The following is a 22,231-nucleotide window of genomic DNA, read 5'->3' as shown; positions in this document are numbered from 1 at the left end:
CGAGCCGCCATCAACCGCGCACGAGGGGGCACGGCCATGAGCTGGTACACGGGGGATCCGGTATTCGACACGGTGCTGGCCATCGGCCTGGCCTTCGCCATCGTCACCCTGCTGGGCAGCATCTTCGTGCCGGCACCGTACGGTCGCTTTGCGCAGGGCTCCGGCATCAACCTGCACCCGAAGCTGGGCTGGTGGCTGATGGAGATTCCGGCCACCGTCGCCTTCCTCTGGTTCTTCCTGGGAAGCGATGCCGACGGCTGGACGGTGACCACGCTGGTGCTGGCCGGCATCTGGATCCTCCACTACGGCAACCGGGGCTGGTTCTTCCCGCTGGCGATCCGTGCCGCGCCCGGCGCGCGCAGCAGCTTCAGCCTGATGGTGATGGCGATGGGAATGTTCGTCACCGGCATCCACGGCTACCTGCATGCGCTCTGGTTCACCGAGTACGGCGACCACCTGACGCCTCGGTGGCTGAGCGATCCGCGCTTCCTGATCGGGCTGGCGATCTACGCGCTCGGCCTCTTCCTGATCCTGACCTCGGAATCGGTCATGCGGCACCTGCGCGACCCGAACCCCGCCCCTGACGCCCCGCGCTACCGCATTCCCCACGGCTGGGGCTTCCGCCTGGTGTCGAGCCCGCAGTATCTCGGCGAGATCATTGCCTGGACCGGTTTCGCGGTCCTGACCTGGGGCCTGCCCGGCGTCATGATCCTGCTGATATCGGCGTCGAACCTGGTACCGCGCGCACTGGCCACGCACCGCTGGTACCGCGAGCAGTTCCCCGACTATCCCCCCGAGCGGCGGGCGCTGATCCCCTATGTCGTCTGACTGGCCGGCCGAGGCCATGCTGGCCTGCGTGCGCGCATCACCGGAAGCGGTGGCCGCGCACGACAAGGCGGCCTGGCTGGGCCTGTTCGCGGACGACGCCGAGGTGCACGACCCGGTAGGGTCGCGCGGTCACGCCGGCCATTCCGCCATCGCGCGCTTCTACGACACCTTCATCGCCCCCAACGACATCCACTTCGAAGTGCTGGCGGAAGGCGCCTGCGACGATGTCGTGTTCCGCGACGTCGTCATCCACACCCGCATGGGCACCGGCCTTGCGGTGGTCGTGCCTGCCCACATCCGCTACCGACTGACGGCCGCTGCCGACGACGGCGCGCTGCGCGTGCGCCGCCTGGACGCGCACTGGGAGCTGCGCCGCATGGTCGGCCAGAGCCTGCGCGCCGGTCCGCGCGGCTGGATCACGCACGCGCGCCTGTCCACGCACATGCTCGCCTGCCAGGGTCTGGGCGGCGTGCTCGGTTTCATGCGCGGGTTCCGCGGCGTCGGAACGCGCGGCACACGTGTGGCCACGCGATTCCTGCATGCCATCCGCGCCGGCTCGCGCAGCGATGCCGCGGCGCTCCTCGCCACCGACGTGGTGCTGAGAGAGCCCGGCCGGCGGGATGTCGCGCTCGACCATCTCTGTGCCAGCGCCGGGAACCTGCAGTGGCACAAGCTGATCGCGGCCGGACGGCACGTCACCGCCTCGCTGGAACGCGACGGGCACCCCGGCCTGGCGCTGTTCACGCTCGACCGTCGCCGCCGCATCGAGCGGCTTCGGTTCCATTTCTGAACGGCCCCGAAGCGGGCACGACCACGACAGGGAGACGCAATGAGCGACAAGGCACTCGAAGGCAAGGTGGCGCTGGTCACCGGCGGCGCGCGCGGCATGGGCGCGGCAACGGTCCGGCGCTTCGTTGCCGACGGCGCGAAGGTGCTGTTCGGCGATGTCCTCGACGAGGACGGTGCCGCGCTCGCGGCCGAGCTCGGCGATGCGGTGCGCTTCCGGCACCTCGACGTCAGCAGCGAGGCCGACTGGGCCGCGGCCCGCGACGAAGCGATCGCGGCCTTCGGCCGCATCGATGCGCTCGTCAACAACGCCGGCGTGCTGCTGTTCCGTACGCTGCAGGAGACGAGCCTGGACGACTACCGGCGGGTGCTGGGCATCAATCTCGAGGGCACCTTCCTGGGGGTGCGCATCATCGGCGCGCACATGCTGGAGCGCGGCTCGGGATCGATCGTGAACATCTCCTCGGCCGACGGCATGAAGGGCGCCAACGGGCTCGGAGCCTACTGCTCCAGCAAGTGGGGCATCCGCGGCCTGACGCGCGTCGCGGCGATGGAGTACGGCCACCGCGGCGTGCGCGTGAACTCGGTTCACCCCGGCGGCGTCGACACCAGCATGGGCAACCCCTTCGCCGAGAACCGCGACGACGTCAACAAGCGCTACACCATGGTGCCGCTGCAGCGCGTCGGCGACCCCGACGAGGTCGCCCGCGTCAGCGCCTTCCTGGCGAGCGACGCGGCGTCCTACCTGTGCGGCTCCGAGATTGCCGTCGACGGCGGCATGCTCACCGGGCAGTACTACGTCGGCTTCCCCGGCGCGCCAGGCGTCGAGTAGCGTCGCTCAGCCGTAGAACTGCGCCGCCCAGCGCCGGTGCGCGGCGACCGGTCCGTCGCCGGGCGCCAGCGCCGGACGCGCGACCGGCGTCAGGTTCTCCCAGAGCCGCACGTCGTCGTGGATGTCCTTGAGATAGCCGCGACGCAGCACTGCCTGCATCAGCCTCTCGACGAGGCCGCGCGGCAGCGGTTTCAGCGCTGCGCTGATGCGGCCCGGATCGCCGATCCGCCGCAGCGCCATGCCGTGCCACAGATCGCAGCGGTCGGGCGCGACCGGCGCGGGGTTGACGAAAGTGCGCATGCCCAGCCCCAGCGCCGGAATCTCGACATCGGTCACCGAATAGCCCAGGCCCCAGGCGCAGTAGTCGAAGCGCACTTCCTGCCTGCCCTGCAGACGCCGGCGCAACGCTGCGGGCAGCCAGCGCGGCGGATGCGTCGGGTTGTCGAAGCGATAGGCCGTGCGCAGGGCGGGGCCGGCCGTGTCGAACGCTGCGGTGCGCGCCACCTCGTCGTAGCCGTGCACGGTCCGCAGGTGGCCCTGATCGGCGATGCCTTCCATGATGAGCTGCGCCGGGGCCGCCACCGGGTCGCGCCAAATGCGCAGGCCGAGATGACCGCTGGCGTCGAGCGCCTCCGGCTCCCAGTCGGGCGCGGCATTCCCGGGGTGGTACCAGACCATGACCAGCCCGTTGCGCTCCAGACAGCGCCACGGCTGCGTGCAGGCCCGCGGCGCGACGCCGCCGTAGCCGGTGCGCCGGCAGGCGCCGTCGCGGTCATAGGCGAAATGATGCACCGGACAGACCAGCAGACCGTCCTCGACCCGACCGCCCTTCGTGAAGCGACCGCCGAGATGCGGGCAGCGATCGTGCACGCAGTGCACAACCCCGTCGGCGGTCCGGTAGACCACCAGATCGATGCCCGCGATGCGGGCCGCCTGCAGCCCGCCCGGGGCCAGCGCGGCAGCGGCCGCGACCGTGTACCAGCCGGCCGGCACCCGCTTCGGCGGCTCGGTGCGCACCGCGAGCGGGTGGTCCATCAGCCGCGCCTCGGCGGCAGCGGCACCAGCATCGACACCTCGCGCATCAGCTGCGCGTAGGCGGGCCGGCGCTCGAGGCTGCGCTTCTCCATCATCGGGATGCTGGCCAGCACGAACATCAGCAGCATGGCGATGACGCCGATGATCTGCCACCACCAGCCGGCCGGATGCGCCGCCAGACCGAACAGCGCGAGCCCGCCCCAGAAGCTGATCTCGCCGAAGTAGTTGGGATGGCGCGACCAGCCCCAAAGGCCGGTGCGGATGACCTCGCCGGGCCGGGCCCGCTTGAGGAAGCCGCGCAGCTGCAGGTCGGCGACCATTTCGATGACCACGGCGCCGAAGGTCACCGCCGCCGCCACCGCGTCGAGCCATCCCAGCGGGCGGCTGTAGGTGACCGCGGCATAGAGCGGCAGACAGCCCAGGAAGACCTGCACGGTCGGGAAGAAGTGGATGCCGAAGAAATCGGTGAACAGCGCCATGCGGGGTTTGGCCTCGCGCACCATCGGATAGCGCCAGTCCTCGTGGCCGAGCCCCTGCCAATGATGCGCCCAGTTCCAGGTCAGGCGCACCGCCCAGAACATCACCAGCGCCATCGCGAGCAGCGCGCGCGCGTCGACGGGAGCACCGGCGGCCCACCACCAGTAGGCGCCGAGCAGCGGCGGGATCACGCTCCAGTAGGCATCGTAGAAGCTCGAATTCCGGTAGGCACGACTGAAGCCGAAGATCACCACCGTCGCGACGATGTCCGCCACCAGGGCCCGCCAGAGCGGCGCGCCGGGCACCAGCCACAGCACCACCGCGCCGGCCGCGATCGCGACCGCATAGGCCCACCACACCAGCGCCAATGCACGCCCCCGTTCCGTCATGCTGCTGCTCCCCTGTCGTGTGCCCGCCACGGAAATGTGTGGCCGGTGCGGCGCTCGCAGTACGCCCACAGGCAGGCGCGCGCCGAGGCATCGCGCGCCACCGGCGTCGGCGTGAGCAGACGCGACGCACCGCGCATCTCGCCGAACCCGCCGGGACCGAAGAAGCTGCCGCCCGCCATGGATCGGTCGGCCGCCGCCCGGAGCACCGGACGCGACGCGACATCGGCCGGCTGGCCCATCAGGCGCATGACGCCGTGAAAGGCGAGATCGGTGAGGTGATCGTGCAGGCCGACGCGCGCCTGGCCATCACGGCTGTGACCGATGGCGGTGCGCGCCACCCCGGGATGCGCGGCCAGCGATGCGATGTGGCTGCCGCGCTCGCGCCCGCGCCGGTCCATCTCCATGGCCAGCATCAGGCTGGCGATCTTGGCCTGGTTGTAGGCGTTCTGGGCTTCGTAGTTCCGGGCGCCGTCGAGGTCGTCGAGATCGATGCGGCCGCGCCGGTGCACCAGGCTCGACAGCCACACCACGCGCGGCGCGTGCGCTGCGCCGAGCGCCGGCAGCAGCGATGCGGTCAGCGCGAAATGCCCCAGCACGCTGATCGCGAAGGCGAGCTCGTCACCGCGCGCTGTGGTGCGGCGTCGCAGCGGCGGCAGGATGCCGGCGTTGTTGACGAGGATGTCGACCGGGGCATCGCCCAGTGCCGCCGCGCAGGTCGACACCGCCTCGGGTTCGGCCAGATCGACGGCCCGGAAGCTCGCACTGCCGTCGCCGCCGAGCGCATTGATGGCGCCCGCGGCCGCCTCGCCCGCCGCGGCATCGCGATCGGCGATGACGACATGCGCGCCGAGCGCGGCGAGGCCGCGCGACACGGCCAGCCCGATGCCACTGCCCCCGCCGGTGACCACGGCGCGACCACCATCCAGCGTGCGGAGATTCGCCTGCGCCCAGACCGCGATGTCCTGATCCCGGCGCATGATCAGCCCGCCGCCGGGCGGCTGTTGGCGTCGGGATCGCCGCTGCCGGTGAGCACGCAGTGCGTGCCGCCCGGACCGTACATGGTCACCACGCACTCGTTGCAGGCCGTGCAGCCGGATACGCGCGTCTCGCCACGCTCGAAGCGCCGCACCAGCTGCGCGTCGTGGATCAGCGCCCGGCCCATGACGACGCAGTCGAAGCCGTCGGCCATGACACTGCCCACGCCGTCCATGGACTTGGCACCGCCGAGATAGGCCAGCGGCATCGTGACCGCGCCGCGGACCTGCTGCGAGTAGGGCCGCAGATAGAGCTCCTCGAAGGCGACCCGGGGCTCCCACAGCCGCATCAGGCGCGTCGCCACGCGCACCACCGGGTTCTGGATGCTGGTCACCGCCGCGGCCGGCATGTTGCTGCCGAAGATCTGCCAGGGCGCCTCGACATTCATGCCGCCGGACAGCACCAGCATGTGGGCGCCGGCGGCCTCGAGCGCGCGCGCGGTGGTGATGACGTCCTCCAGCGGCGCGCCGCGCCTGTGGCCCTCGACCACGCTAAGCTTGCAGGTCACCGCCATGGTGTCGCCGACCGCGTCGAGCACCCGGCGCAGCACCGCGACCGGGAAGCGTGCGCGCCGCTCGGCGTTGCCGCCCCACGCATCCCGGCGGCGGTTGTAGGCCGGCGACAGGAACTGGCTCAGCAGATAGCCGTGCCCCATGTGGATCTCGACCGCGTCGAAGCCCGCCTCGCGCGCCCGGCGGGCGCCGGCGGCGAAGGCCTCCGCGACCGTGTCCATGTCGGCCTCGGTCATCGCGGTCTTGAAGAAGCGCCCGCTGATCGCCCCCGGCGGATTGAAGCCGCCCGATGCCGACAGCGGATAGCGCGTGGAGAGCTCGGGCAGGAAGGTGAAGCAGCCGCCGTGCGTGATCTGCGCGCAGGCGGCGGCGCCCTCCGCACGCACCGCATCGGTCAGCGCGCGCAGGTGCGGAAGGGTGGCGTCGTCGAGGGTCACCTGATCCTCGAAGGTGCGGCCGTCCGCCGTCACCGCGCAGTAGGCGACCGTGGTCATGGCGGCGCCGCCGGCGGCGATGCGGCGATGGTGCTCCACCAGCGCCCGCGAGGGCACGCCGCCACGCGCCATGCCCTCGTTGGTCGCGGATTTGATGAAGCGGTTGCGCAAGGTCAGTGGCCCGACTGTCACCGGCGTGAAGGCGCGTGCCTCGTCGGGCTGCTCGACGGCCGTCATGGTTTCTGCCCTGGTTTCAAAGGGTGCCTACCCGATGCGGGCCTGACCACCGTCCAGCGCAATGCTCTGCCCGTTGACGTAGGCGCAGTCCTCGGAGCACAGCGTCGCCACGAAACGGCCGATGTCCTGCTCGCAGTCGCCGATGCGCTGCATCGGCACGGTGGCGACGAAGGCCTCGGCCTCCTCGGGGCGCTCGCGCGTCCACCAGGCCATCGCTGGCGAGCTGGCCAGCGGCAGGATGGCATTGGTCCGGATGCCCTCGGAGGCCCATTCGCAGGCGGCCGCGCGGGTGAGCTGGCGGATGGCTTCCTTGACGGCGCCGTAGCAGCCGTAGCCCGCCGCATCCCAGCGCATCGCGGCCGGCGATGCCAGGTTGACGATGCAGCCGTCTCCGCGCAGCCAGGGATGGGCCAGCTTCATGAGCCGGAAGGTCGCCATCGGACCCGACTGCCAGCCGGCATCGAAGGCATCGTCCGCGACGTCGTCGAGCGCACCCAGCGGGACCTCCTGGGCGTTGTTGACGAGGATATTGAGCCCGCCCAACTCGCGCACCGTCGTTTCCACGGCGGCCGCCAGCGCATCGGGGTCCTTGACGTCGCAGACCACCGCCAGCGCCGATCCGCCGCGCTCGTGGATGCCGGCGACGGTCTCGTCGAGCTTCGCGCGGGTCCGGCCGGTGACCGCCACCGCCGCACCTTCGGCGGCGAGCGCCAGCGCGATGCCCTGACCCACGCCCTGGCCGGCGCCGGTGACCAGCGCCACCTTGTTCTGCAGCCTCTGCATGTCTCCCCCTCGTTGATCTTGTCGGGCCGGTGCCGAGGTGGAGGCACCGATCCCTGGAACCCGCCGCGGTCAGGCTGCTTTACGCTGCTCGGCCGCCCGCATCGCGATATCGTGCGCGGCGATGTAGGCGAAGGTCATCGCGGGCCCGAGCGTGGCACCGGGCCCGGCATAGGTCCGCCCCATCACCGCCGCCGAGCAGTTGCCGACCGCATAGAGCCCGTCGATCGCCTTGCCGTCGGCTTCGCGCAGCACGCGCGCATGCTCGTCGGTGAGCAGGCCGCCCTTGGTGCCGAGCTCGCCGGGGTCGACGCGCACGGCATAGAACGGCCCCTTCTCGACCGGGCCGAGGCACGGATTGGGCTTGACGGTGGGATCGCTGTAATAGCGATCGAAGACGTTGCCGCCCTTGCCGAACTCCGCGTCGACACCCTGGCGGGCGTAGCGGTTGATGCGTTCCACCGAGCGCGCCAGGCCGTCGGCATCGACGCCGATCGCGCCGGCCAGCGCCTCCAGCGAGTCGGCGCGATGGATGACCTTGCCCCACCAGTCCCGGGGCAGCTTGCGATCGGGCTGGATGCTGCCCGGCAGCGTCGGCCCGAGGGGATACTTCTTCCGGAAGGTGGCATCGCAGATCATCCACGCCGGCACGCAGCAGCCGCTCTGCTGATGGTTGCGATACATCGCGTAGATGACCTCGGTATACGGGTCGGCCTCGTTGCAGAAGCGCTCGCCCTTGCCGTTGACCATCAGGCAGCCGGGCAGCGCCCGCTCGACGAACAGGCCGGGCTGCGGCACTTCGCCGGGCATGTCGACGGTGGGTGCGCCCCAGGTGAGATCCATGAAGGCCGTGCCGGCACCGAGCGCGAGACCGGCCCGGATGCCGTCACCGTGGTTGATCGGCGGTGCGGCGGTCCAGGCGGCGTCGGTCGGTTTGGGCAGGTACTGTTCGCGCATCTCCTGGTTCGACTCGAAACCGCCGGATGCGAGCACCACGGCCTGCGCGGCGCGAAGCCGCTTGCGCGTGCCGTCGCACTCGACCTCGACACCGATCACGCGCCCCTGTTCCTCGATCAACGACACCAGACCGGTACCCAGCTGGACCGGAACGTCCTGCCGCCGCAGCGCCGCGCGCAGCGCGCCGACCAGGGCCTGCCCCAGGGTCAGCCGCCGGTCGCGCCGCGTGCGCATGCGCCAGCGGAAATCCGTCCAGTAGCGCCACATCATCCCGAGGGTCAGGCGGATCCAGCCGGCGCCGCGCGTGAAGAGCGTGTGCGCCTGCACCTGGTCCATCGACACGCGCCCCATCAGCTGGGTGCCCGCGAAGGGCTCGCGCAGCCCCTCGAAGTCGTCCCCGAGCCGCGCCGCGTCGAAGGCGGCAGGCTCCATGGTGCGGAAGCCGGGCTTGCCGCCGGGCTTGTCGGGGAAGTAGTCCGGATACTTGCGCACCGAACGGAAGTGCACGTCCGACTCGCGCGCCAGTGCCCGCACCATCTCGGGGGCGTTGCGCAGATAGGCCTCGATGCGGGCCTCCGGCACCTCGCCACCGGTGAGATGGCGCAGATAGGTCAGCGCCTCGTCGTACGAATCCGACTCGCCCATCTCGGCGATCTGGTCGTTGCACGGGATCCAGATGCCGCCGCCCGATACCGCGCTGGTGCCCCCGTAGCGATCCGACTTCTCCAGCACGATGCTGGAAAGCCCCTCGGTCCGCGCGCGCAGTGCGGCGGTGAGCCCGCCGGCACCCGAGCCGATGACGATGACGTCGTACTCGCCGTCCCAGTGCTGCGCCGCTTCGCTCATGACGGGCCCGCGCCTAGATGAAGAAGTCGGTGTTGTCGCGACCCATCATGACGCCGCCGAAATTGCTGCCGAACATGTGGGCGTTGTTGGCGTAGTGGGCGCGCGCGGTATGGATATCGAGGAAGTGCCGCTGGACCGGGAAGTCGGTGAAGATGCTGCGACCGCCCGCCGCCGCCATCAGGCGCGAGACGCGCTCGGCACAGCGGTCGACCACCTGCGCCGCCTGGTAGCGGAAGTGCAGCCGGCGCTCGACACTGACCGGCTTGTTCTGCCGGATGCCGTCGAGGATCTCCTCGAAGTTGCGGTGCAGGATCAGCTTGAGCTCGTCGACCGTGGTCATCGCCTCGGCGACGGCGAGCTGCGCCGGCGCCTGCTCGGCGGTCTTGGAACCCATGTTGCCGGTCCAGTCGGTGGCCCAGTTGCGGAATTCGTTGACCGCGCCACTGAGGGCGCCGATGGCCGCCGAGGACACCGCGCGCACGAAGATCTGGCCGAACGGGATCTTGTACAGCGGCGACGTGAAGGTGTCGCCGCCCGGGTTGGTGCCGGCGAAGCCGTCGGCCGCCTTGTGGGTGCGGTACTCCGGCACGAAGGCGTCCTCGACGATGATGTCGTTGCTGCCGGTGCCCTTGAGGCCCATGGTGTGCCAGGTGTCCTCGACGCGGAAGTCCGAGCGCGGCACCAGGAAGGTGCGGTACTCGGGCGGCTGCCCCTCGTTGAAGATGAGGCCGCCGAGCAGCACCCACTCGCAGTGGTCGATGCCGCTCGAGAAGCCCCACCGCCCGCTGAACTTGAAGCCGCCCTCGACCGGCGTGACCTGCCCCTTGGGCATGTAGGTCGACGCAACCAGCGTGCCGGTGTCCTCCTTCCAGACGTCCTCGGCGGCGCGCGGATCGAACAGCGCGAGCTGCCAGTTGTGCACGCCGATGATCCCGTAGATCCAGCCCGTGGACATGCAGCCCTCGGACAGGATCATGGCGATGTCGTAGAACACCTGCGGGTCCATCTCGTAGCCGCCGTAGGCTTTCGGCTGCAGCACGCGGAAGAGGCCGGCCTCCTGCAGATCGCGGATGGTCTCGTCGGGGACGCGGCGCTGTTCGTCCGCCTGTGCGGCGCGCTCGACGAGGCGCGGCACGATATCGCGTGCACGCTGCTTCAATACTTCCGGACTGACGGGCGTCACGGCGCTCTGGGCGTTGCTCTGCATGGCGTTCTCCTGCTTGCGATTGCCGTCCGCCGGCGCGCTGACGAGTCGCGACCGGGGCAATGTGCCCTGCATTACAACCATCCGGCCGGGGTGCAGCATCGTCCGAAATGACTAAGTCCCGGGCTTGTCCAACTTCGCTGCCGACTCACGCAAATGGGTGATGCAGCAGGGCGCGGCAATGCCAAGACTGACACTCGAAAAGGCATAACCGGAGCAACTCTCCATGGTCACAGCAATCCGCCCCGCCGCCGGCAACGCACCAACCCACCGCATCGAGGCTGCCGAACCGCCGGAGCGCTTCGCGCGTGGCTGGCACTGCCTCGGCCTCGCCGACGAGTACAAGGACGGCAAGCCGCATTCGCTGGACATCTTCGGCACCCGGCTGGTCGCCTTCCAGGGCGCCAGCGGCAAGATCAACATTCTCGATGCATGGTGCCCCCACATGGGCGCCGACCTCGGCCTGGGCGAGGTCAAGGGCGACGCTGTCGTGTGCCGCTTCCACGGCTGGCACTGGGGCGGCGACGGCAAGTGCACCGAGATTCCCTACTGCAAGCGCATTCCGCCTAAGGCCCGCGTGCGCTCGTGGCACACCTGCGAGGAGAACAACCTGCTCTTCGTCTGGAACGACCCGGAGGGCGCCGAACCGCCCGCCGAGCAGGCCATCCCGCGCATGGATCAGGCGTTCTCCGACGAGTGGTCCGAGTGGCACATCGTCAAGTGGGACATCGGCACCAACTGCCGGGAACTGGTCGACAACCAGGCCGACATGACGCACTTCACGCCGGTGCACGGCTCGGAGAACGTCGTCTACTTCGCCAACATCTTCGAGGGCCACAAGGCCACGCAGATCATGGTCGGCAAGAACGAGCGGCTGGGCGGCCCGAACAGCTATCTGACCACCATCGCGACCTACTTCGGCCCGGCGTACCACATCACCCACATGTTCGGCGAAGCGAACGGCGTGCCGATCGAGTCGATCCTGCTGAACACCCACGTCCCGGTGGACCAGAACCGCTTCGAGCTGCGCTTCGGCGTCATGGTCAAGAAGATCCCCGGCATGGACGAGGCCGCCTGCAACGACATGATCAAGCAGTACGTCGACCTCACCTGCAAGGCGTTCTCGGAGGACGTCGAGATCTGGCACAACAAGGTGCGCGTCGACAACCCGCTGCTGTGCGAAGGCGACGGCCCGATCTATCAGCTGCGCGAGTGGTACGAGCAGTTCTACACCGACAGCGACAAGGTGCCCTCGGAGCGCCGCATGCGGCGCGTGGTGGAGATCGATCAGGGCCTCGAAGAGAAGCCCGCGATGGCCCACGTATTCGAGGCCTGAGGAAACCGCCGCCGCCGGCAGCGGGCTCAGCCCGCTGCCGGCGCCACGTCGGAAGGACCCCAGTAGGCCTCCATGCTCGCGAAGCGACCGTCGGCATCGAACCGCATCACGTCGATGACGCGGATCACGCTCTGCCCCGTGGGCATCTCGAGATGGACGTCGAAGGCCATTGCGGCCGCGTTGTCGTGCGATGCCCTGATCGGCGCCGCCAGGGAAAGCCGCGCACCGGTCTGAACGGCCATGCGATAGAACGCCAGGATCGCCTCCCGCCCATGCTTGCGATCACTGCCGACAGGATCCTCCACCGTCGCATCGTCCGCGTAGAGCGCGGCGATGGCCTCCGGGTCCGCCGCATTGAATGCATCGATATAGGCCTGCATGGCCGCCTTCATGCCCGCTTCGTCCACCATGTCGAGATCAACCCCCGGAATCGTGCGAGTGTCCGCGCGCCGCAACCGCACGCGCTCCGGAGGGCATCGTCGCGTTCCGCCGTGCCGCCGGCTTCCCCCGGACGGACGAAGGCCGCGACGAACGCTCGACAGCACGCCCGGGATGAGGGACGATGCCGGCAGAGAGGCGGAGATGCGCGCGGTTTCGACGTGCATCCCAGAGACAAGAGCAGGAATGACACGAGGAGATCATTCGCATGCCGTTGACCAAGACGAGCCTCGCAGAGGCACGCGCGGAAGCGCGCACTGAGATGCCGGCCAGCGAACTGGTCCAGCTCACCACGACCGAACGCTTCCGTGAACTCGATGCCATGGTCGGCGCCCTCTACGAGGGACCGCTGACCACCCCGCCCTGGCAGCAGGCACTGCAGATGCTGCAGGACAAGCTCGGCGCCGAGCACGTCACGCTGATGCTGCGGCCGCCGTCGTCCGATCATTCCGGCGTCATGATCAACACCGGCGAGACGACCCGGCAGGCCACCGAGTCCTACGAGACGCACTTCTTCTCCATCGACCCCTTCGTGCGGCTCGAGGAAGGCGAAGTGGTGACCGCCGAGGAAATGGTGGGTCGCGAGTGGCTCAACAGCACGGTCTACAAGGAATACCTCAGGCCGCTCGGCGTGCGGCACCTGCTGGGGGCCGACATCTACACCGATGACGGCGTCGAGTGTCGCCTGCGCGTCACGCGCACCGACCAGGTGGCCCCCTTCTCGGAGGACGACAAGGCACTCGTGCGCTTCGTGCTGCCGCACCTCAAGCGCGCGATACAGCTGCATTCGCGGCTCGACTTTCTGGAGACCGAGCGCCAGCTGTTCGCGGGCACCATCAACCGCATGCTGCTCGGCATCATCAGCTATGACGAGCAGGGCAACATCCTCGAGACCAACGAGGAAGCGCGTCGCATCCTCGGAGAGAAGGACGGCATCTGGATGACCCGTGACGCGCTGCGACTCGACCGCACCACCGAGGAGCGCGAGCTGCACCGCATCATCCGCCGCGCCTGCTCGGGCGAATGCGCCGAGGACACCCCCGCGATGGTCGACGCCCTCGCCGTCACCCGCCCGTCCGGTCGCGCCAGCCTGGGCGTCCTGATCAAGACCGTGCCGGCCGGCGAGTATTCCGAAGGCCGCAACCGTCCGGCGGCGGTGGTCTATCTGCGCGACCCCGAGGCCAACGCCGCCCAGCCCTCGCACGAGCTGGTGCGCCGCCTCTTCGGCCTGACGCGCATGGAGGCAACCCTGGCGCTGCTGCTGGCCGAGGGCCTGACGCTCGACGAAGCCGCTGAGGAAATGAACGTGCGTCGCAACACCGCCCGCACCCACCTCCGTTCCATCTTCTGCAAGACCGGCGTCACCCGCCAGACCATGCTGGTCCGCCTCCTCCTAAACTCGGTCATTCGATTGGGCTGAGCCGCGACCGACTTGCCAGTGGCAAGTCGCAGCGCGGCTCAGCGCCGGGGCCATGGATGGCCCCGGCAGGGTCACTTAGCGAGGGTGAACCCGACCGAAGCGCCAGCGGCGCTTCGCAGCGGGTGAACGCCCGGACAGGACGTCCGGGCAGAGTCACTTGGCGAGGCAGGAGCCGAGCTTGGTGACCGCGGCGATCTCCGCACGACCGCACGCTTCTCGCCGCCCGCCGACACCACGAGGCCCGGAATCCCGAGACCGAAGCCCCAGCGACCCACTTGCCAGCGGCAAGTCACAGTGCGGCCCAGCACCGCCCCATGAATGGCCCCTGGAAGGCCGGGTTCGGGGACCGCTGCGCACCTGCGCACGCCTGCAACAGCCACCGAACGCCCCCCTTCGCACCCTGGAAGTGACCCAGCGCACAGAAGGGGTCGTGATGCCCCCTTCTGCGTGTGGCCGCCGGACGGTGACGGCGCCTATAGTCCCGGCCTCGACACGCCGACCGCAGGGAGCCACACCATGCCCGCCCCACTGATCCGGATCCTGCAATCGCGGCCCTTCGTCATCGCCGTCCTGGCACTCGCCGGCATCACGTCCTTCGATTCCGGCGCCAGCACCGCGGACATCGCAGCGGCGGCGTCCGCCGCTGCGACCGCGACCGACGCAGCCACGACCCGCTGCTAATGCGACGCCCTACTCGGCGTCGGGCGGCAGCTTCTTGCCGTGCTTGGCAAGGTGGTGCGCGGTGATGTTCGGCGTCCTGGTGACCTCCTCGACGATCTCCCAGACCCGCTCGTAGCCGCTGTGCCGGATCTGCCAGCGCCCGTCCCGGAAGACGTAGCGGTCGCGGTAGAAGGATGCGCCGTCGGTGGTGATATTGCGGCGCAGATCCAGGAACCAGTCGCGCAGATACCAGAGACCGGTGGCCTCGGTGTCGGACTGCACCTCGATCTCGGGATGGTTGCCGTGATGGAAGGCAATGGCCTCGGCGTGGAACGCGTACTCAAGCGCCTGCAGGATGTTGTCGCGTCCTTCGGCTTCGAAGCGATAGGTGCCGCCCACGTAGCAGACGGTGGCGTCCTCCGTGAACACGCCCTTCAGCGTCTCCATGTCCGCGGTATCGATGGCGCGGAAGTATCGGTACTTGAGCTGCCTGATCAGCTCGATGGCTTCCAGGTTCAGTGCCATGCAGCGTCTCCTCTCCTGTGAACGCCGGCCTCGCGAGCCGGTCCGGAGAGCGTCGCCGCCAGGCGGCGCCGCTGCATCGCTCATACGGACGAAGTGCGCGCCGCACTCGCGATCTCAGGGCGTGCGGTGGAACCTCCCCGGATCGAAGATGCCCTCGTTGGGATCCGACAGCACGCGGATCCGCTGCACCTTGAGCACGGACTCGCCGCCGTCCCTGAGATCGGCCATGCGCAGGCGATACGGATACCAGTACTGACCGAACTGGCGCAGATCCTCGGCCTCCACGCTCAGCCGCTTGTGCAACCGGCTGCCGTCGTAGAACTCGGCCTCCATGACCAGGCACTGCTCGGCATCGATCGATACCTCGATGCGGTCGTGTACCGCGCGCTCCGGATGCGGTGCCTCCAGCAACAGATTGTGCGTGCGACGCCCCTGCCGTTCCGTGGTGTCGACGAAGCTCACGTCGGCGTCGCCGAAGAGCCCCTGCCAGCGGCGAAAGGTGTTGTAGCTGAACTCGGTTCCCATCAGCGCGGTATCGCCGAACCCGCCGCTGACCCGCCGGACGCGACGGACCGATGGCAGGTAGACGTACATGCCGTCGCTGCCGTCCGCATCGCTCGCCTCGCGCAGCAGATAGCTCGCGCCTGCGAGGAACTCCGGCGCGTCGACCCGCATCATGGCGTCCAGGTGGCGTCCCGCCCCCTCCCCGGCCCGCCCGCTGACGGTGAGATAGAGACGCGCGTCGAGCTCGCTGGGGGCCTCGTCACCCGGCTGCGTGGTCACGAAGCGCAGTTGCTGAAGGATGACGACATCCGATGGGACCGCGTTCGCCACGCAGTCCAGGATGGCGCCGACGTCGGGGTCGCCTTCCTGCGCCCACGCGCTTCCGGCGAGCACCGATCCGCTCATCAGCAGGGTCGCTATCGCTTTTCGCATTCCAGATACTCCTTATTTTTCAAGGGGTCGCCGGCACCAGTTCCAGCGCTCTCATCGATCGTTCCAGACACCAGCATGCACCGAACGTGCCCATCGCGTAGGCCGTGACCAGACGCGCGACGCCGGTCGCGGGCTCGACCGGCACCCGGGCGAGCATCGCACCGCATGCCGCGAGCACCCCCAGCACCAGGATCTGGCCGACTTCGATGCCGACGTTGAACGCTGCCAGCGCGATGCCCAGTGCTTCCTGCGGCAGACCGATCTCGCGCAGCGCACCGGCGAATCCCAGCCCGTGCAGCAGCCCGAAGCCGGCCGCGAACCAGGGCGCGCGGGTCGCGCGCCACATCCCGTCGGCCTGCCCCGTCAGCCGGCGCGCCAGTACGTGCAGCGCCAGCCACACCACGCTCGCGGCAATGGCGAGCTCGGTCAGGGCCGGGTCGAGCCGCACCACATCGAGCACCGACAGCGCCAGCGTCACGCTGTGCCCCAGGGTGAAGGCGGCGGTCACCACCAGCAACCGGCGCCAGCCGCTGACCAGGAGGAAGAGACCGGCCACGAACAGCAGATGATCGGGCCCGAAGACGAGGTGCGTCACGCCGAGCTCGGCGTAGCGCATCGCGACGGCGAGCGGCTCGGCATGCTGCGGCACGGTATAGGACGCGCCGCCATCGATCATGCCCTGCGCGATGGTCTCCCCGTGGCGATTGCGCACCAGGACGATGGTGTTGATGCCGCTGCCTCCACCGCCGCTCACGCCCACCGCGTGGCCGCGCAGGCCCTGCGTGCCGCAGTCGCTGCGCCAGCGCATCTCGAAGGCGGCACCGTCGAGCGCCGTGCGCGGTGGCGCCAACGGGGTGCAGTGAACCGGCAGCACCGGCTGCAGGCGTGCCCCGGTGGGCTGGACGGCGGCAAGACGCCAGCGGACCGCCACCTCTCCGCTGTCGGTCTCGGTCAGCGCGAGCAGTGCGGGGGCCAGCGGATGCGCCGAGACACCCGGTGCCAGGACCAGCAGCGCCAGCAAAGCGAGGCATGCGCAGCACCTCATTCCGCCCACTCCGCCAGCGCCAGCACGCGGCCCGCGACCTCGACCGGATAGCGCTCGCGCAGCTGCTCCAGCAGCCGGTGCAGGGCGCGTTCGTCGGCCGCATCGTAGAGCGCCGCCACCACGCGGCTGCGGTCGGCGGCGGGCGCGCGCCGCGACACCGCCTCGACGCGGATCAAGTGCGCGCCGAAGGGCGTGGTCGCGGGGCCGATCCAGCGCCCCTCCGGTGCCGCCGCTACCGCGGCCGCGAAGGCGGAGCCCATGCGGCCAGCGATGGTGTCGCGGGTCGCCGCGTGAAAGCGCTCGCCGAGCGGGAAGGGGTCGCCGGCATCGGCGGGCATGTCCGCATCGGCGATTCGCGCCAGCACCGCCGCCGCATCGCCAGCCGGATCGCGGCGCCGATCGGCGCTGAACAGCACGTGCCGGAGGTCGTAGCGTGATACGACCGCGCGCTGCTCGCCACTGCGCGCCAGCGCAGCGCGGACCTCGGCCTCGCTGACCGCGACGCCGGCGGCGACGCGATGGCGCACGCGCTGCGCGAGGCGGCGCTGCACCACCGGGTCGCGCTCGAGCATGCCGAGCGCGACCGCGCGGCGGTACAGCGCGTCGTCGTCGGCATCCGCGTCGGGCTCGAGGAAGCGCATGTTGCGCACCACGCGCTGACGCACCACCGGATCCCCGCGGTGCAGCCCGAGTCGCAGTCCTTCGCGCGCGAGCAGGCGCTCATCCACCCGCGAGCGAACGAGGCCGTCGAGGGTGGCCCGGTCCGGCTCGGCGCCCTCCTGCGCACGCCAGGTGGCCCGCAGCTCGGCGATCTCGGCGTGCCCGATGCGTATGGGGGCCGGGTCCGGCGCCATGCCCGCGCGCACCGCCAGCAGCACCAACCCGAGCGCGAGGAAGTGCAGCAACGGTGCGCGAACGAGACGCCGCATCACGGTTCAGGACGGCTCCGGCCGGTACCAGATGGGCGATGTCCAGGCGCGCTCCTGGATGGTGTCCGGAATGCTCGCATCGCAGCATCCGGCGTACGCGTCCGGCACGCCGTCCGGGTCGGCGCAGTCGATGCCGGCGGCCACGCACTGCCGGTGCGACCAGCGGCAGCTCGGATTCTCGACCACGCGGGCGTAGTAGAACGCGCGCTGCTGCGGGTCGAAATCCGGGTCGCGCCAGACGCTGCACAGCTGCGCGAATCCGCTGCCGCGCGTCTCGCAGGTCTGCAGATCGACGCCGGCGCCGTTGGTCGGATCGCCGGCGACCTCGTAGACCGCCTCGTGCTTCTCGCCGCCGGCGATCCAGCCCTTGACGATCTGGATGCGCTGCAGCGGCTCGGCGCCGGATGCGGGATCGCGCGTCGCTGCCACCGCGAACGCGGGGGCGCCGGCGTCCGCCGGTGGACCCGGCAGCATCGCCCCCATGGGCACGCCGCGATCGTAGCCGATGCCTGCGAAGTCGCCGCTACCGCATTGATTGTCCGGGAGATCCCATCCGCCGAAGAAGCGCACCACCGGGCGATTGCCGCTGGTGCCGTAGACTTCGCGCCGTTCCATGGCAGCGAACAGCGCCTCGCGCGTGTTCTCTTCCGCCCAGATCACTGCCAGCCCGCCGGGGCTGTACTCCACCAGATCGGTGAGGCCGGCGGGCAGGGTGTCGATGGCCGGCATGCCGGCGCCGCCGTGGCCCGGGAAGCCGTCCTCGGCGACCAGTCCCGGTGTCGCCAGATGGGTGTCGCTGCTGGCGATGAAGCCGTAGCGGAACGGGTTCTCGCCGATGGCCGCTTCCTGCGCCAGCCCTTCCTTGAGCGCCTCGCGCAGGAAGTCCTGCGGCACCGGCGGGCCGGTGTTGAAGCCGCCGAAGCGGTCGCCGGTGAGGTTGTTGTAGGGCAGGATCTCGAAGCCGCAGAGCTCGTCCTGCATGCCGGCACCGGCCGTGTTCAGGCATTCCGAGGACCCCTTGTGCTGGTAGATCTCGGCCAGCGGCTCGTTGCGACGGCGCTCGGCGGCGACCTCCGCCGTGTAGGCATTGCCGTCCTTGTCGACGGTCTCGAACATCAGCCCGGCGCTGAGATTCGAGTTGTGCGGGATGGTCAGGAAATCGCAGCCATCCTCGTCGCGGCAGCGCTCGTCGAGCGCCGCCCAGAGCAGCTCGGGCTCCGGGAATTCCTGGTAGGCCGGGGGCTGCTCGGGCACCGCCGCGCTGCGGAACAGCACATTGCGATGCAGGTTGTTGGACAGCGGCGCGCCGGTCCACTCGTAGCCCACGAAGGTGGTGAAGGCGCAGTCGCGGGAACGGTCGTAGAACGCCTCGGCGGCCGCCTGGGTATCGCGCCAGGGCGTCTTGGCGGCCTCCAGGCAGCGCTCGCCGCCGAGACCGCAGAACGGCATGCGCGGCACCGTGCCGTCGGCACCGATCAGCGGCAGCCGGGTGATCAGCGGCAGATCGCTGATCGGCAGCCGCGACAGATCCGGCAGACCGACCGCGAAGAGATTGAACAGCGTGAAGGCGCTCTGCGGATTGCGCCGGTAGTAGCGGCATTCCACCGAGTCGTAGCCCGCCAGCTCGGGATCGGTGCAGATGTCGACCTCGCCGAAGAGCTCTGCGTGATCGGTCACCGCCGCGAAGTCCAGGGGCCGCGCGAGCTGGCTGGTGCGCAGCGCGTTGCCGTCGGCGTCGTACGGCTGGATGCCGAGGGGCTCGCCGCGCGCGTAGCGATAGGCATCGTGCGGCGTCAGGCGGGTGCCCTGCGTATTGGCGTCGAGCGAATAAGTGGTGTGAACGTGCAGGTCGCCGAAGTAGGGATTGCGCAGTGCGTCGAAGCCCAGACACTGCCCCGGTCCGTCGCGCGCATCGCCGGCACCCCCCGCACCCACTCCGGAGGTCGTGTCGCCACCGCACGCGCCCATCATCGCGACGACCAGCGCCGTGAAGGTACCGCGCAACACACCGCCGGAAACAAGGCGCATGGTTGGTCTCCCTCCTTACTCCCGGTTGACGTTGGCCTCCGCCAGGAAGGACGGACGCTCCCCGCCACCGTGGATCACCATATTGCTGCCCGACACGTAGCCCGCCCCGGGACCGCTCATCCAGACGCATGCATCGCCGATCTCGCGCGGCTGCGCCAGCCGCCGCAGCGGGATGGTATCGGCGACGCGGCGGATGCCTTCGGCGTCGCCGTAGTGCAGATGCGATTGCTCGGTCTCGACCAGGCCGGGGCTGACGCACACGACGCGCACCCTGGGCCCCCACTCGACCGCCAGCGACTGGGTCAGGCTGACGATGCCGGCCTTGGCCGCGCCGTAGGCAGCCGTACCGGGCGACGGACGCACCGCGCTGATACTGCCCACGAAGACGATGGCGCCGCCGCCGTCCTGTGCCTGCATGAGGCGGTTGGCGTGCTGGGCCAGCTCGAGCGGGGCCAGCAGATTGAGCTCGACGATGGCGCGGTGGAAGCGCGGCGAGGCCTCGGCGGCTTCGGCGAACGGCGAGCCGCCGGCATTGTTCACCAGCACGTCCAGACGCCCGAAACGCGTGCCGATCTCCTCCATCATCGCCGCCACGGACTCGCTCTTGCGCACGTCGGCGGCAATGAACTCGGCCCGGCTGTCGTCGTGGACGGGCAGCGCTTCGGGTGCATTGCGGGCGCACACCACGACACGGTCCCCGGCCGCCAGAAAGGCCTCGGCAATGCCCCGCCCGACGCCACGGGCGCCGCCCGTCACCAGAACCACGCGCTGTTGTGCCACTAATCGCTCCGTCGTCTCCTGAACGCATGCTAGGGACCCGACCCCGCCCCGCCGTCATCCAAAAGGACGACGCGCGCGCAGGGCCCGGTGGCGAGCATGAGCGCCAACTTCGGACGACACCGCCCCCATGAGCGCCACGCCCATCCCCGAGGGCCAGTACCTGACCACCGCCAGCGGCCTGCGCCTGCACTATCAGGAGCAGGGCTCCGGCGGTACCACCATCGTGTTCCTGCACGGCAGCGGGCCGGGTGCCAGCGGCTACAGCAACTTCAAGCTGAACTATCCGGAACTGGCCGCGGCCGGACACCGCGTGGTGGTGCCGGACCTGCCGGGCTACGGACTATCCGACAAGCCCGAGGATCAGGAGTACGTCAACGACTTCTTCGTGGCGACCGTCCACGAGCTCATCGAGGGGCTCGACCTCGGACGCGTCGTGCTGCTCGGCAACTCGCTGGGCGGCGCCATCGCGCTGGGCTACGCCCTCGCCCACCCCGAGCGCGTGCAGGGCCTCATCCTGATGGCACCCGGCGGCGTCGAGGAGCGCGAGGCCTACTTCGAGATGGAGGGCATCAAGCGGATGATGGCGCTGTTCGCCGAGGGGCCGCTGGACTTCGACGCCATGAAGAAGCTGCTCGGCTTCCAGCTGCACGATGCCTCGCAGGTCAGCGACCAGGTCGTGGCCGAACGCGTGGCGATCTGCGCCGATCAGCCGCGCACGGTGCTGTCGACCATGCGGGTACCCAACATGGAGAACCGTCTGGGCGAGATCACCTGCCCGGTGCTCGCCTTCTGGGGCGTGAACGATCAGTTCAACCCGCCCGGCGGCGCGCAGAAGATCGCCGCCGGCTGCCCGAACGCGCGCGTTACGCTGGTCAACCGGTGCGGACACTGGGTGATGGTCGAGCACCGCGACTATTTCAACCGCGCCTGCATCGATTTCCTGGCCCACGAGGTGGCGGCGGCATGAGCCTGAGCGACATGAGCTGCAACGGCATCGGCGACGACCTGTTCGCGGCACTGCGCGAGCGGCGCACCATCGAGCCCCCCAGCGCGCAGCACAACGGCATGGAGATCGACGACGCCTATCGGGTCTCGCGTCATTTCCTGGCGCGCCGCATGGCCGAGGGCGAGAAACTGGTGGGCAAGAAGATCGGGGTCACCAGCGCCGCCGTACAGGACATGCTGGGCGTGCACCAGCCCGACTTCGGTTTCCTCACCGATGTCATGCAGGTGCCCGACGGCGGCACCGTCAGTCTCGCCGCGCACGGCCTCATCCAGCCGCGCGCCGAGGGCGAGATCGCCTTCGTGCTGCGTCGCGACCTCCAGGGCCCCGGCGTCACCGAGGACGATGTCCTCGATGCCACCGAGTACGTCTGTCCCTGCTTCGAGATCGTCGACTCGCGCATCACCGACTGGCGCATTGCCATCCAGGACACCATCGCGGACAACGCCTCCTGCGGTGTCTTCCTGCTGGGGCAGGCGCGCGTCGATCCGCGATCGCTCGATCTTGCGGCGGTGGCCATGCGCATCGACAAGAACGGCAGTCATGCCGCGGACGGTCTGGGGAGCGCCGTCCAGGGCCATCCGGCGACCGCGGTCGCCTGGCTGGCCAACACGCTGGGCGAGTACGGCATTCCGCTGCTCGCCGGCGAGATCATCCTCTCCGGATCGCTGGCGCCACTGCTGCCCGCGCACGCCGGCGACCGCTTCCACCTGCAACTCGAGGGCATTGGCGAAGCGACCGTTTCCTTCGCCGACTGACCACCCGGGAGGTTCCCTAGA

The 22,231-nt window shown here is 69.8% G+C and carries 22 protein-coding genes; 8 read left to right on the top strand and 14 right to left on the bottom strand.

The genetic code is table 11. The features are described from left to right. Positions 1-36 precede the first annotated feature (36 nt). From KAH28_RS04825 to KAH28_RS04815, 3 genes are read left to right on the top strand one after another with little or no spacing between them, the layout of a single operon-like run. Positions 37-828 carry a hypothetical protein gene (locus KAH28_RS04825; protein ID WP_290574754.1) on the top strand — a complete coding sequence of 264 codons (792 nt, stop codon included), beginning with the start codon at positions 37-39 and terminating at the stop codon, positions 826-828. Further along, positions 818-1,618: a nuclear transport factor 2 family protein gene (locus KAH28_RS04820; protein WP_290574752.1), complete on the top strand. Its 801-nt coding sequence runs from the start codon at positions 818-820 to the stop codon at positions 1,616-1,618. Before KAH28_RS04825 ends, KAH28_RS04820 begins: the two co-directional genes overlap by 11 nt. 39 nt (positions 1,619-1,657) lie before the next feature. Then, a complete protein-coding gene (locus KAH28_RS04815) occupies positions 1,658-2,446 on the top strand; it encodes a glucose 1-dehydrogenase (RefSeq protein ID WP_290574750.1) in 789 nt (262 codons plus the stop codon). A 6-nt stretch (positions 2,447-2,452) separates the two neighbouring features. On the opposite strand, the gene KAH28_RS04810 is transcribed toward KAH28_RS04815, so the two are convergent. The 7 genes from KAH28_RS04810 to KAH28_RS04780 form a co-directional block, all read right to left on the bottom strand. Next, the gene (locus KAH28_RS04810; RefSeq protein ID WP_290574749.1) at positions 2,453-3,481 is read right to left on the bottom strand and encodes a Rieske 2Fe-2S domain-containing protein; all 1,029 of its coding nucleotides are present in this window, start codon (positions 3,479-3,481) and stop codon (positions 2,453-2,455) included. Continuing rightward, positions 3,481-4,347, bottom strand: a complete 867-nt coding sequence (locus tag KAH28_RS04805; protein ID WP_290574747.1) for a DUF1295 domain-containing protein — start codon at positions 4,345-4,347, stop codon at positions 3,481-3,483. The genes KAH28_RS04810 and KAH28_RS04805 overlap by 1 nt, the downstream gene beginning before the upstream one ends. Further along, a complete protein-coding gene (locus tag KAH28_RS04800; RefSeq protein WP_290574745.1) occupies positions 4,344-5,324 on the bottom strand; it encodes an SDR family NAD(P)-dependent oxidoreductase in 981 nt (326 codons plus the stop codon). Before KAH28_RS04800 ends, KAH28_RS04805 begins: the two co-directional genes overlap by 4 nt. Positions 5,325-5,326: 2 nt before the next feature. Then, positions 5,327-6,565, bottom strand: a complete 1,239-nt coding sequence (locus tag KAH28_RS04795) for an NADH:flavin oxidoreductase (protein WP_290574743.1) — start codon at positions 6,563-6,565, stop codon at positions 5,327-5,329. 27 nt (positions 6,566-6,592) lie between these two features. Next, on the bottom strand, positions 6,593-7,348 hold the full coding sequence (locus KAH28_RS04790; RefSeq protein WP_290574742.1) for an SDR family oxidoreductase: 756 nt from the start codon (positions 7,346-7,348) through the stop codon (positions 6,593-6,595). Positions 7,349-7,417: 69 nt separating this feature from the next. Further along, complete coding sequence (locus KAH28_RS04785) at positions 7,418-9,148, bottom strand: FAD-dependent oxidoreductase (protein ID WP_290574740.1); 1,731 nt, start codon at positions 9,146-9,148, stop codon at positions 7,418-7,420. A 13-nt stretch (positions 9,149-9,161) separates the two neighbouring features. Beyond that, the gene (locus tag KAH28_RS04780) at positions 9,162-10,427 is read right to left on the bottom strand and encodes a flavin-dependent monooxygenase (protein ID WP_290574738.1); all 1,266 of its coding nucleotides are present in this window, start codon (positions 10,425-10,427) and stop codon (positions 9,162-9,164) included. Positions 10,428-10,578: 151 nt separating this feature from the next. Here KAH28_RS04780 and KAH28_RS04775 point away from each other — a divergent pair, with 151 nt between their 5' ends. Then, positions 10,579-11,688 carry a Rieske 2Fe-2S domain-containing protein gene (locus tag KAH28_RS04775; RefSeq protein ID WP_290574736.1) on the top strand — a complete coding sequence of 370 codons (1,110 nt, stop codon included), beginning with the start codon at positions 10,579-10,581 and terminating at the stop codon, positions 11,686-11,688. Between the two features lie 26 nt (positions 11,689-11,714). Here KAH28_RS04775 and KAH28_RS04770 read toward each other — a convergent pair whose 3' ends face one another. Then, entirely contained in the window at positions 11,715-12,098 is a 384-nt protein-coding gene (locus KAH28_RS04770; RefSeq protein WP_366918129.1) for a steroid Delta-isomerase, read from the bottom strand. Positions 12,099-12,334: 236 nt separating this feature from the next. On the opposite strand from KAH28_RS04770, the gene KAH28_RS04765 reads away from it, so the two are divergent. Both KAH28_RS04765 and KAH28_RS04760 read left to right on the top strand, forming a co-directional pair. Further along, positions 12,335-13,546 carry a helix-turn-helix transcriptional regulator gene (locus tag KAH28_RS04765; protein WP_290574732.1) on the top strand — a complete coding sequence of 404 codons (1,212 nt, stop codon included), beginning with the start codon at positions 12,335-12,337 and terminating at the stop codon, positions 13,544-13,546. 516 nt (positions 13,547-14,062) lie between these two features. Then, complete coding sequence (locus KAH28_RS04760; protein ID WP_290574730.1) at positions 14,063-14,227, top strand: hypothetical protein; 165 nt, start codon at positions 14,063-14,065, stop codon at positions 14,225-14,227. Positions 14,228-14,236: 9 nt separating this feature from the next. Here the strand turns inward: KAH28_RS04760 and KAH28_RS04755 are convergent, their stop codons facing one another. The 6 genes from KAH28_RS04755 to KAH28_RS04730 form a co-directional block, all read right to left on the bottom strand. Next, complete coding sequence (locus tag KAH28_RS04755) at positions 14,237-14,731, bottom strand: nuclear transport factor 2 family protein (RefSeq protein ID WP_290574728.1); 495 nt, start codon at positions 14,729-14,731, stop codon at positions 14,237-14,239. A gap of 114 nt (positions 14,732-14,845) precedes the next feature. After that, the gene (locus KAH28_RS04750) at positions 14,846-15,667 is read right to left on the bottom strand and encodes an outer membrane lipoprotein-sorting protein (RefSeq protein WP_290574727.1); all 822 of its coding nucleotides are present in this window, start codon (positions 15,665-15,667) and stop codon (positions 14,846-14,848) included. Positions 15,668-15,686: 19 nt separating this feature from the next. Beyond that, positions 15,687-16,712, bottom strand: coding sequence for a HupE/UreJ family protein (locus KAH28_RS04745; RefSeq protein WP_290574725.1), 1,026 nt, complete (start codon positions 16,710-16,712; stop codon positions 15,687-15,689). Beyond that, positions 16,709-17,641: a peptidyl-prolyl cis-trans isomerase gene (locus KAH28_RS04740; RefSeq protein WP_290574922.1), complete on the bottom strand. Its 933-nt coding sequence runs from the start codon at positions 17,639-17,641 to the stop codon at positions 16,709-16,711. The genes KAH28_RS04745 and KAH28_RS04740 overlap by 4 nt, the downstream gene beginning before the upstream one ends. Before the next feature lie 6 nt (positions 17,642-17,647). Then, a complete protein-coding gene (locus KAH28_RS04735; protein ID WP_290574724.1) occupies positions 17,648-19,669 on the bottom strand; it encodes a DUF3604 domain-containing protein in 2,022 nt (673 codons plus the stop codon). A 15-nt stretch (positions 19,670-19,684) separates the two neighbouring features. Further along, complete coding sequence (locus KAH28_RS04730) at positions 19,685-20,449, bottom strand: SDR family oxidoreductase (protein ID WP_290574723.1); 765 nt, start codon at positions 20,447-20,449, stop codon at positions 19,685-19,687. Positions 20,450-20,576: 127 nt separating this feature from the next. Between KAH28_RS04730 and KAH28_RS04725 the strand changes: the two genes are divergently transcribed. Together KAH28_RS04725 and KAH28_RS04720 are read left to right on the top strand one after the other, a co-directional pair. Further along, positions 20,577-21,416, top strand: coding sequence for an alpha/beta hydrolase (locus KAH28_RS04725; RefSeq protein ID WP_290574722.1), 840 nt, complete (start codon positions 20,577-20,579; stop codon positions 21,414-21,416). Beyond that, positions 21,413-22,210: a fumarylacetoacetate hydrolase family protein gene (locus tag KAH28_RS04720; RefSeq protein WP_290574721.1), complete on the top strand. Its 798-nt coding sequence runs from the start codon at positions 21,413-21,415 to the stop codon at positions 22,208-22,210. Before KAH28_RS04725 ends, KAH28_RS04720 begins: the two co-directional genes overlap by 4 nt. Positions 22,211-22,231 lie beyond the last annotated feature (21 nt).

The organism is Algiphilus sp. (assembly GCF_023145115.1).
GTDB lineage: Bacteria > Pseudomonadota > Gammaproteobacteria > Nevskiales > Nevskiaceae > Algiphilus.
Note: the sequence above shows the minus strand (reverse complement) of the source record. Positions and strands in the feature narration are given on the sequence as shown.

Bases quoted from the DNA above. Each gene is read 5' to 3' on its own strand.
- KAH28_RS04825 (WP_290574754.1), top strand. From the start codon at position 37: ATGAGCTGGTACACGGGGGATCCGGTATTCGACACGGTGCTGGCCATC.
- KAH28_RS04770 (WP_366918129.1), bottom strand. From the start codon at position 12,098: ATGGTGGACGAAGCGGGCATGAAGGCGGCCATGCAGGCCTATATCGAT.
- KAH28_RS04795 (WP_290574743.1), bottom strand. From the start codon at position 6,565: ATGACGGCCGTCGAGCAGCCCGACGAGGCACGCGCCTTCACGCCGGTG.
- KAH28_RS04805 (WP_290574747.1), bottom strand. From the start codon at position 4,347: ATGACGGAACGGGGGCGTGCATTGGCGCTGGTGTGGTGGGCCTATGCG.
- KAH28_RS04790 (WP_290574742.1), bottom strand. From the start codon at position 7,348: ATGCAGAGGCTGCAGAACAAGGTGGCGCTGGTCACCGGCGCCGGCCAG.
- KAH28_RS04720 (WP_290574721.1), top strand. From the start codon at position 21,413: ATGAGCCTGAGCGACATGAGCTGCAACGGCATCGGCGACGACCTGTTC.
- KAH28_RS04750 (WP_290574727.1), bottom strand. From the start codon at position 15,667: ATGCGAAAAGCGATAGCGACCCTGCTGATGAGCGGATCGGTGCTCGCC.
- KAH28_RS04740 (WP_290574922.1), bottom strand. From the start codon at position 17,641: ATGCGGCGTCTCGTTCGCGCACCGTTGCTGCACTTCCTCGCGCTCGGG.
- KAH28_RS04775 (WP_290574736.1), top strand. From the start codon at position 10,579: ATGGTCACAGCAATCCGCCCCGCCGCCGGCAACGCACCAACCCACCGC.
- KAH28_RS04745 (WP_290574725.1), bottom strand. From the start codon at position 16,712: ATGAGGTGCTGCGCATGCCTCGCTTTGCTGGCGCTGCTGGTCCTGGCA.
- KAH28_RS04735 (WP_290574724.1), bottom strand. From the start codon at position 19,669: ATGCGCCTTGTTTCCGGCGGTGTGTTGCGCGGTACCTTCACGGCGCTG.
- KAH28_RS04810 (WP_290574749.1), bottom strand. From the start codon at position 3,481: ATGGACCACCCGCTCGCGGTGCGCACCGAGCCGCCGAAGCGGGTGCCG.
- KAH28_RS04780 (WP_290574738.1), bottom strand. From the start codon at position 10,427: ATGCAGGGCACATTGCCCCGGTCGCGACTCGTCAGCGCGCCGGCGGAC.
- KAH28_RS04760 (WP_290574730.1), top strand. From the start codon at position 14,063: ATGCCCGCCCCACTGATCCGGATCCTGCAATCGCGGCCCTTCGTCATC.
- KAH28_RS04815 (WP_290574750.1), top strand. From the start codon at position 1,658: ATGAGCGACAAGGCACTCGAAGGCAAGGTGGCGCTGGTCACCGGCGGC.
- KAH28_RS04785 (WP_290574740.1), bottom strand. From the start codon at position 9,148: ATGAGCGAAGCGGCGCAGCACTGGGACGGCGAGTACGACGTCATCGTC.
- KAH28_RS04755 (WP_290574728.1), bottom strand. From the start codon at position 14,731: ATGGCACTGAACCTGGAAGCCATCGAGCTGATCAGGCAGCTCAAGTAC.
- KAH28_RS04725 (WP_290574722.1), top strand. From the start codon at position 20,577: ATGAGCGCCACGCCCATCCCCGAGGGCCAGTACCTGACCACCGCCAGC.
- KAH28_RS04820 (WP_290574752.1), top strand. From the start codon at position 818: ATGTCGTCTGACTGGCCGGCCGAGGCCATGCTGGCCTGCGTGCGCGCA.
- KAH28_RS04765 (WP_290574732.1), top strand. From the start codon at position 12,335: ATGCCGTTGACCAAGACGAGCCTCGCAGAGGCACGCGCGGAAGCGCGC.
- KAH28_RS04800 (WP_290574745.1), bottom strand. From the start codon at position 5,324: ATGCGCCGGGATCAGGACATCGCGGTCTGGGCGCAGGCGAATCTCCGC.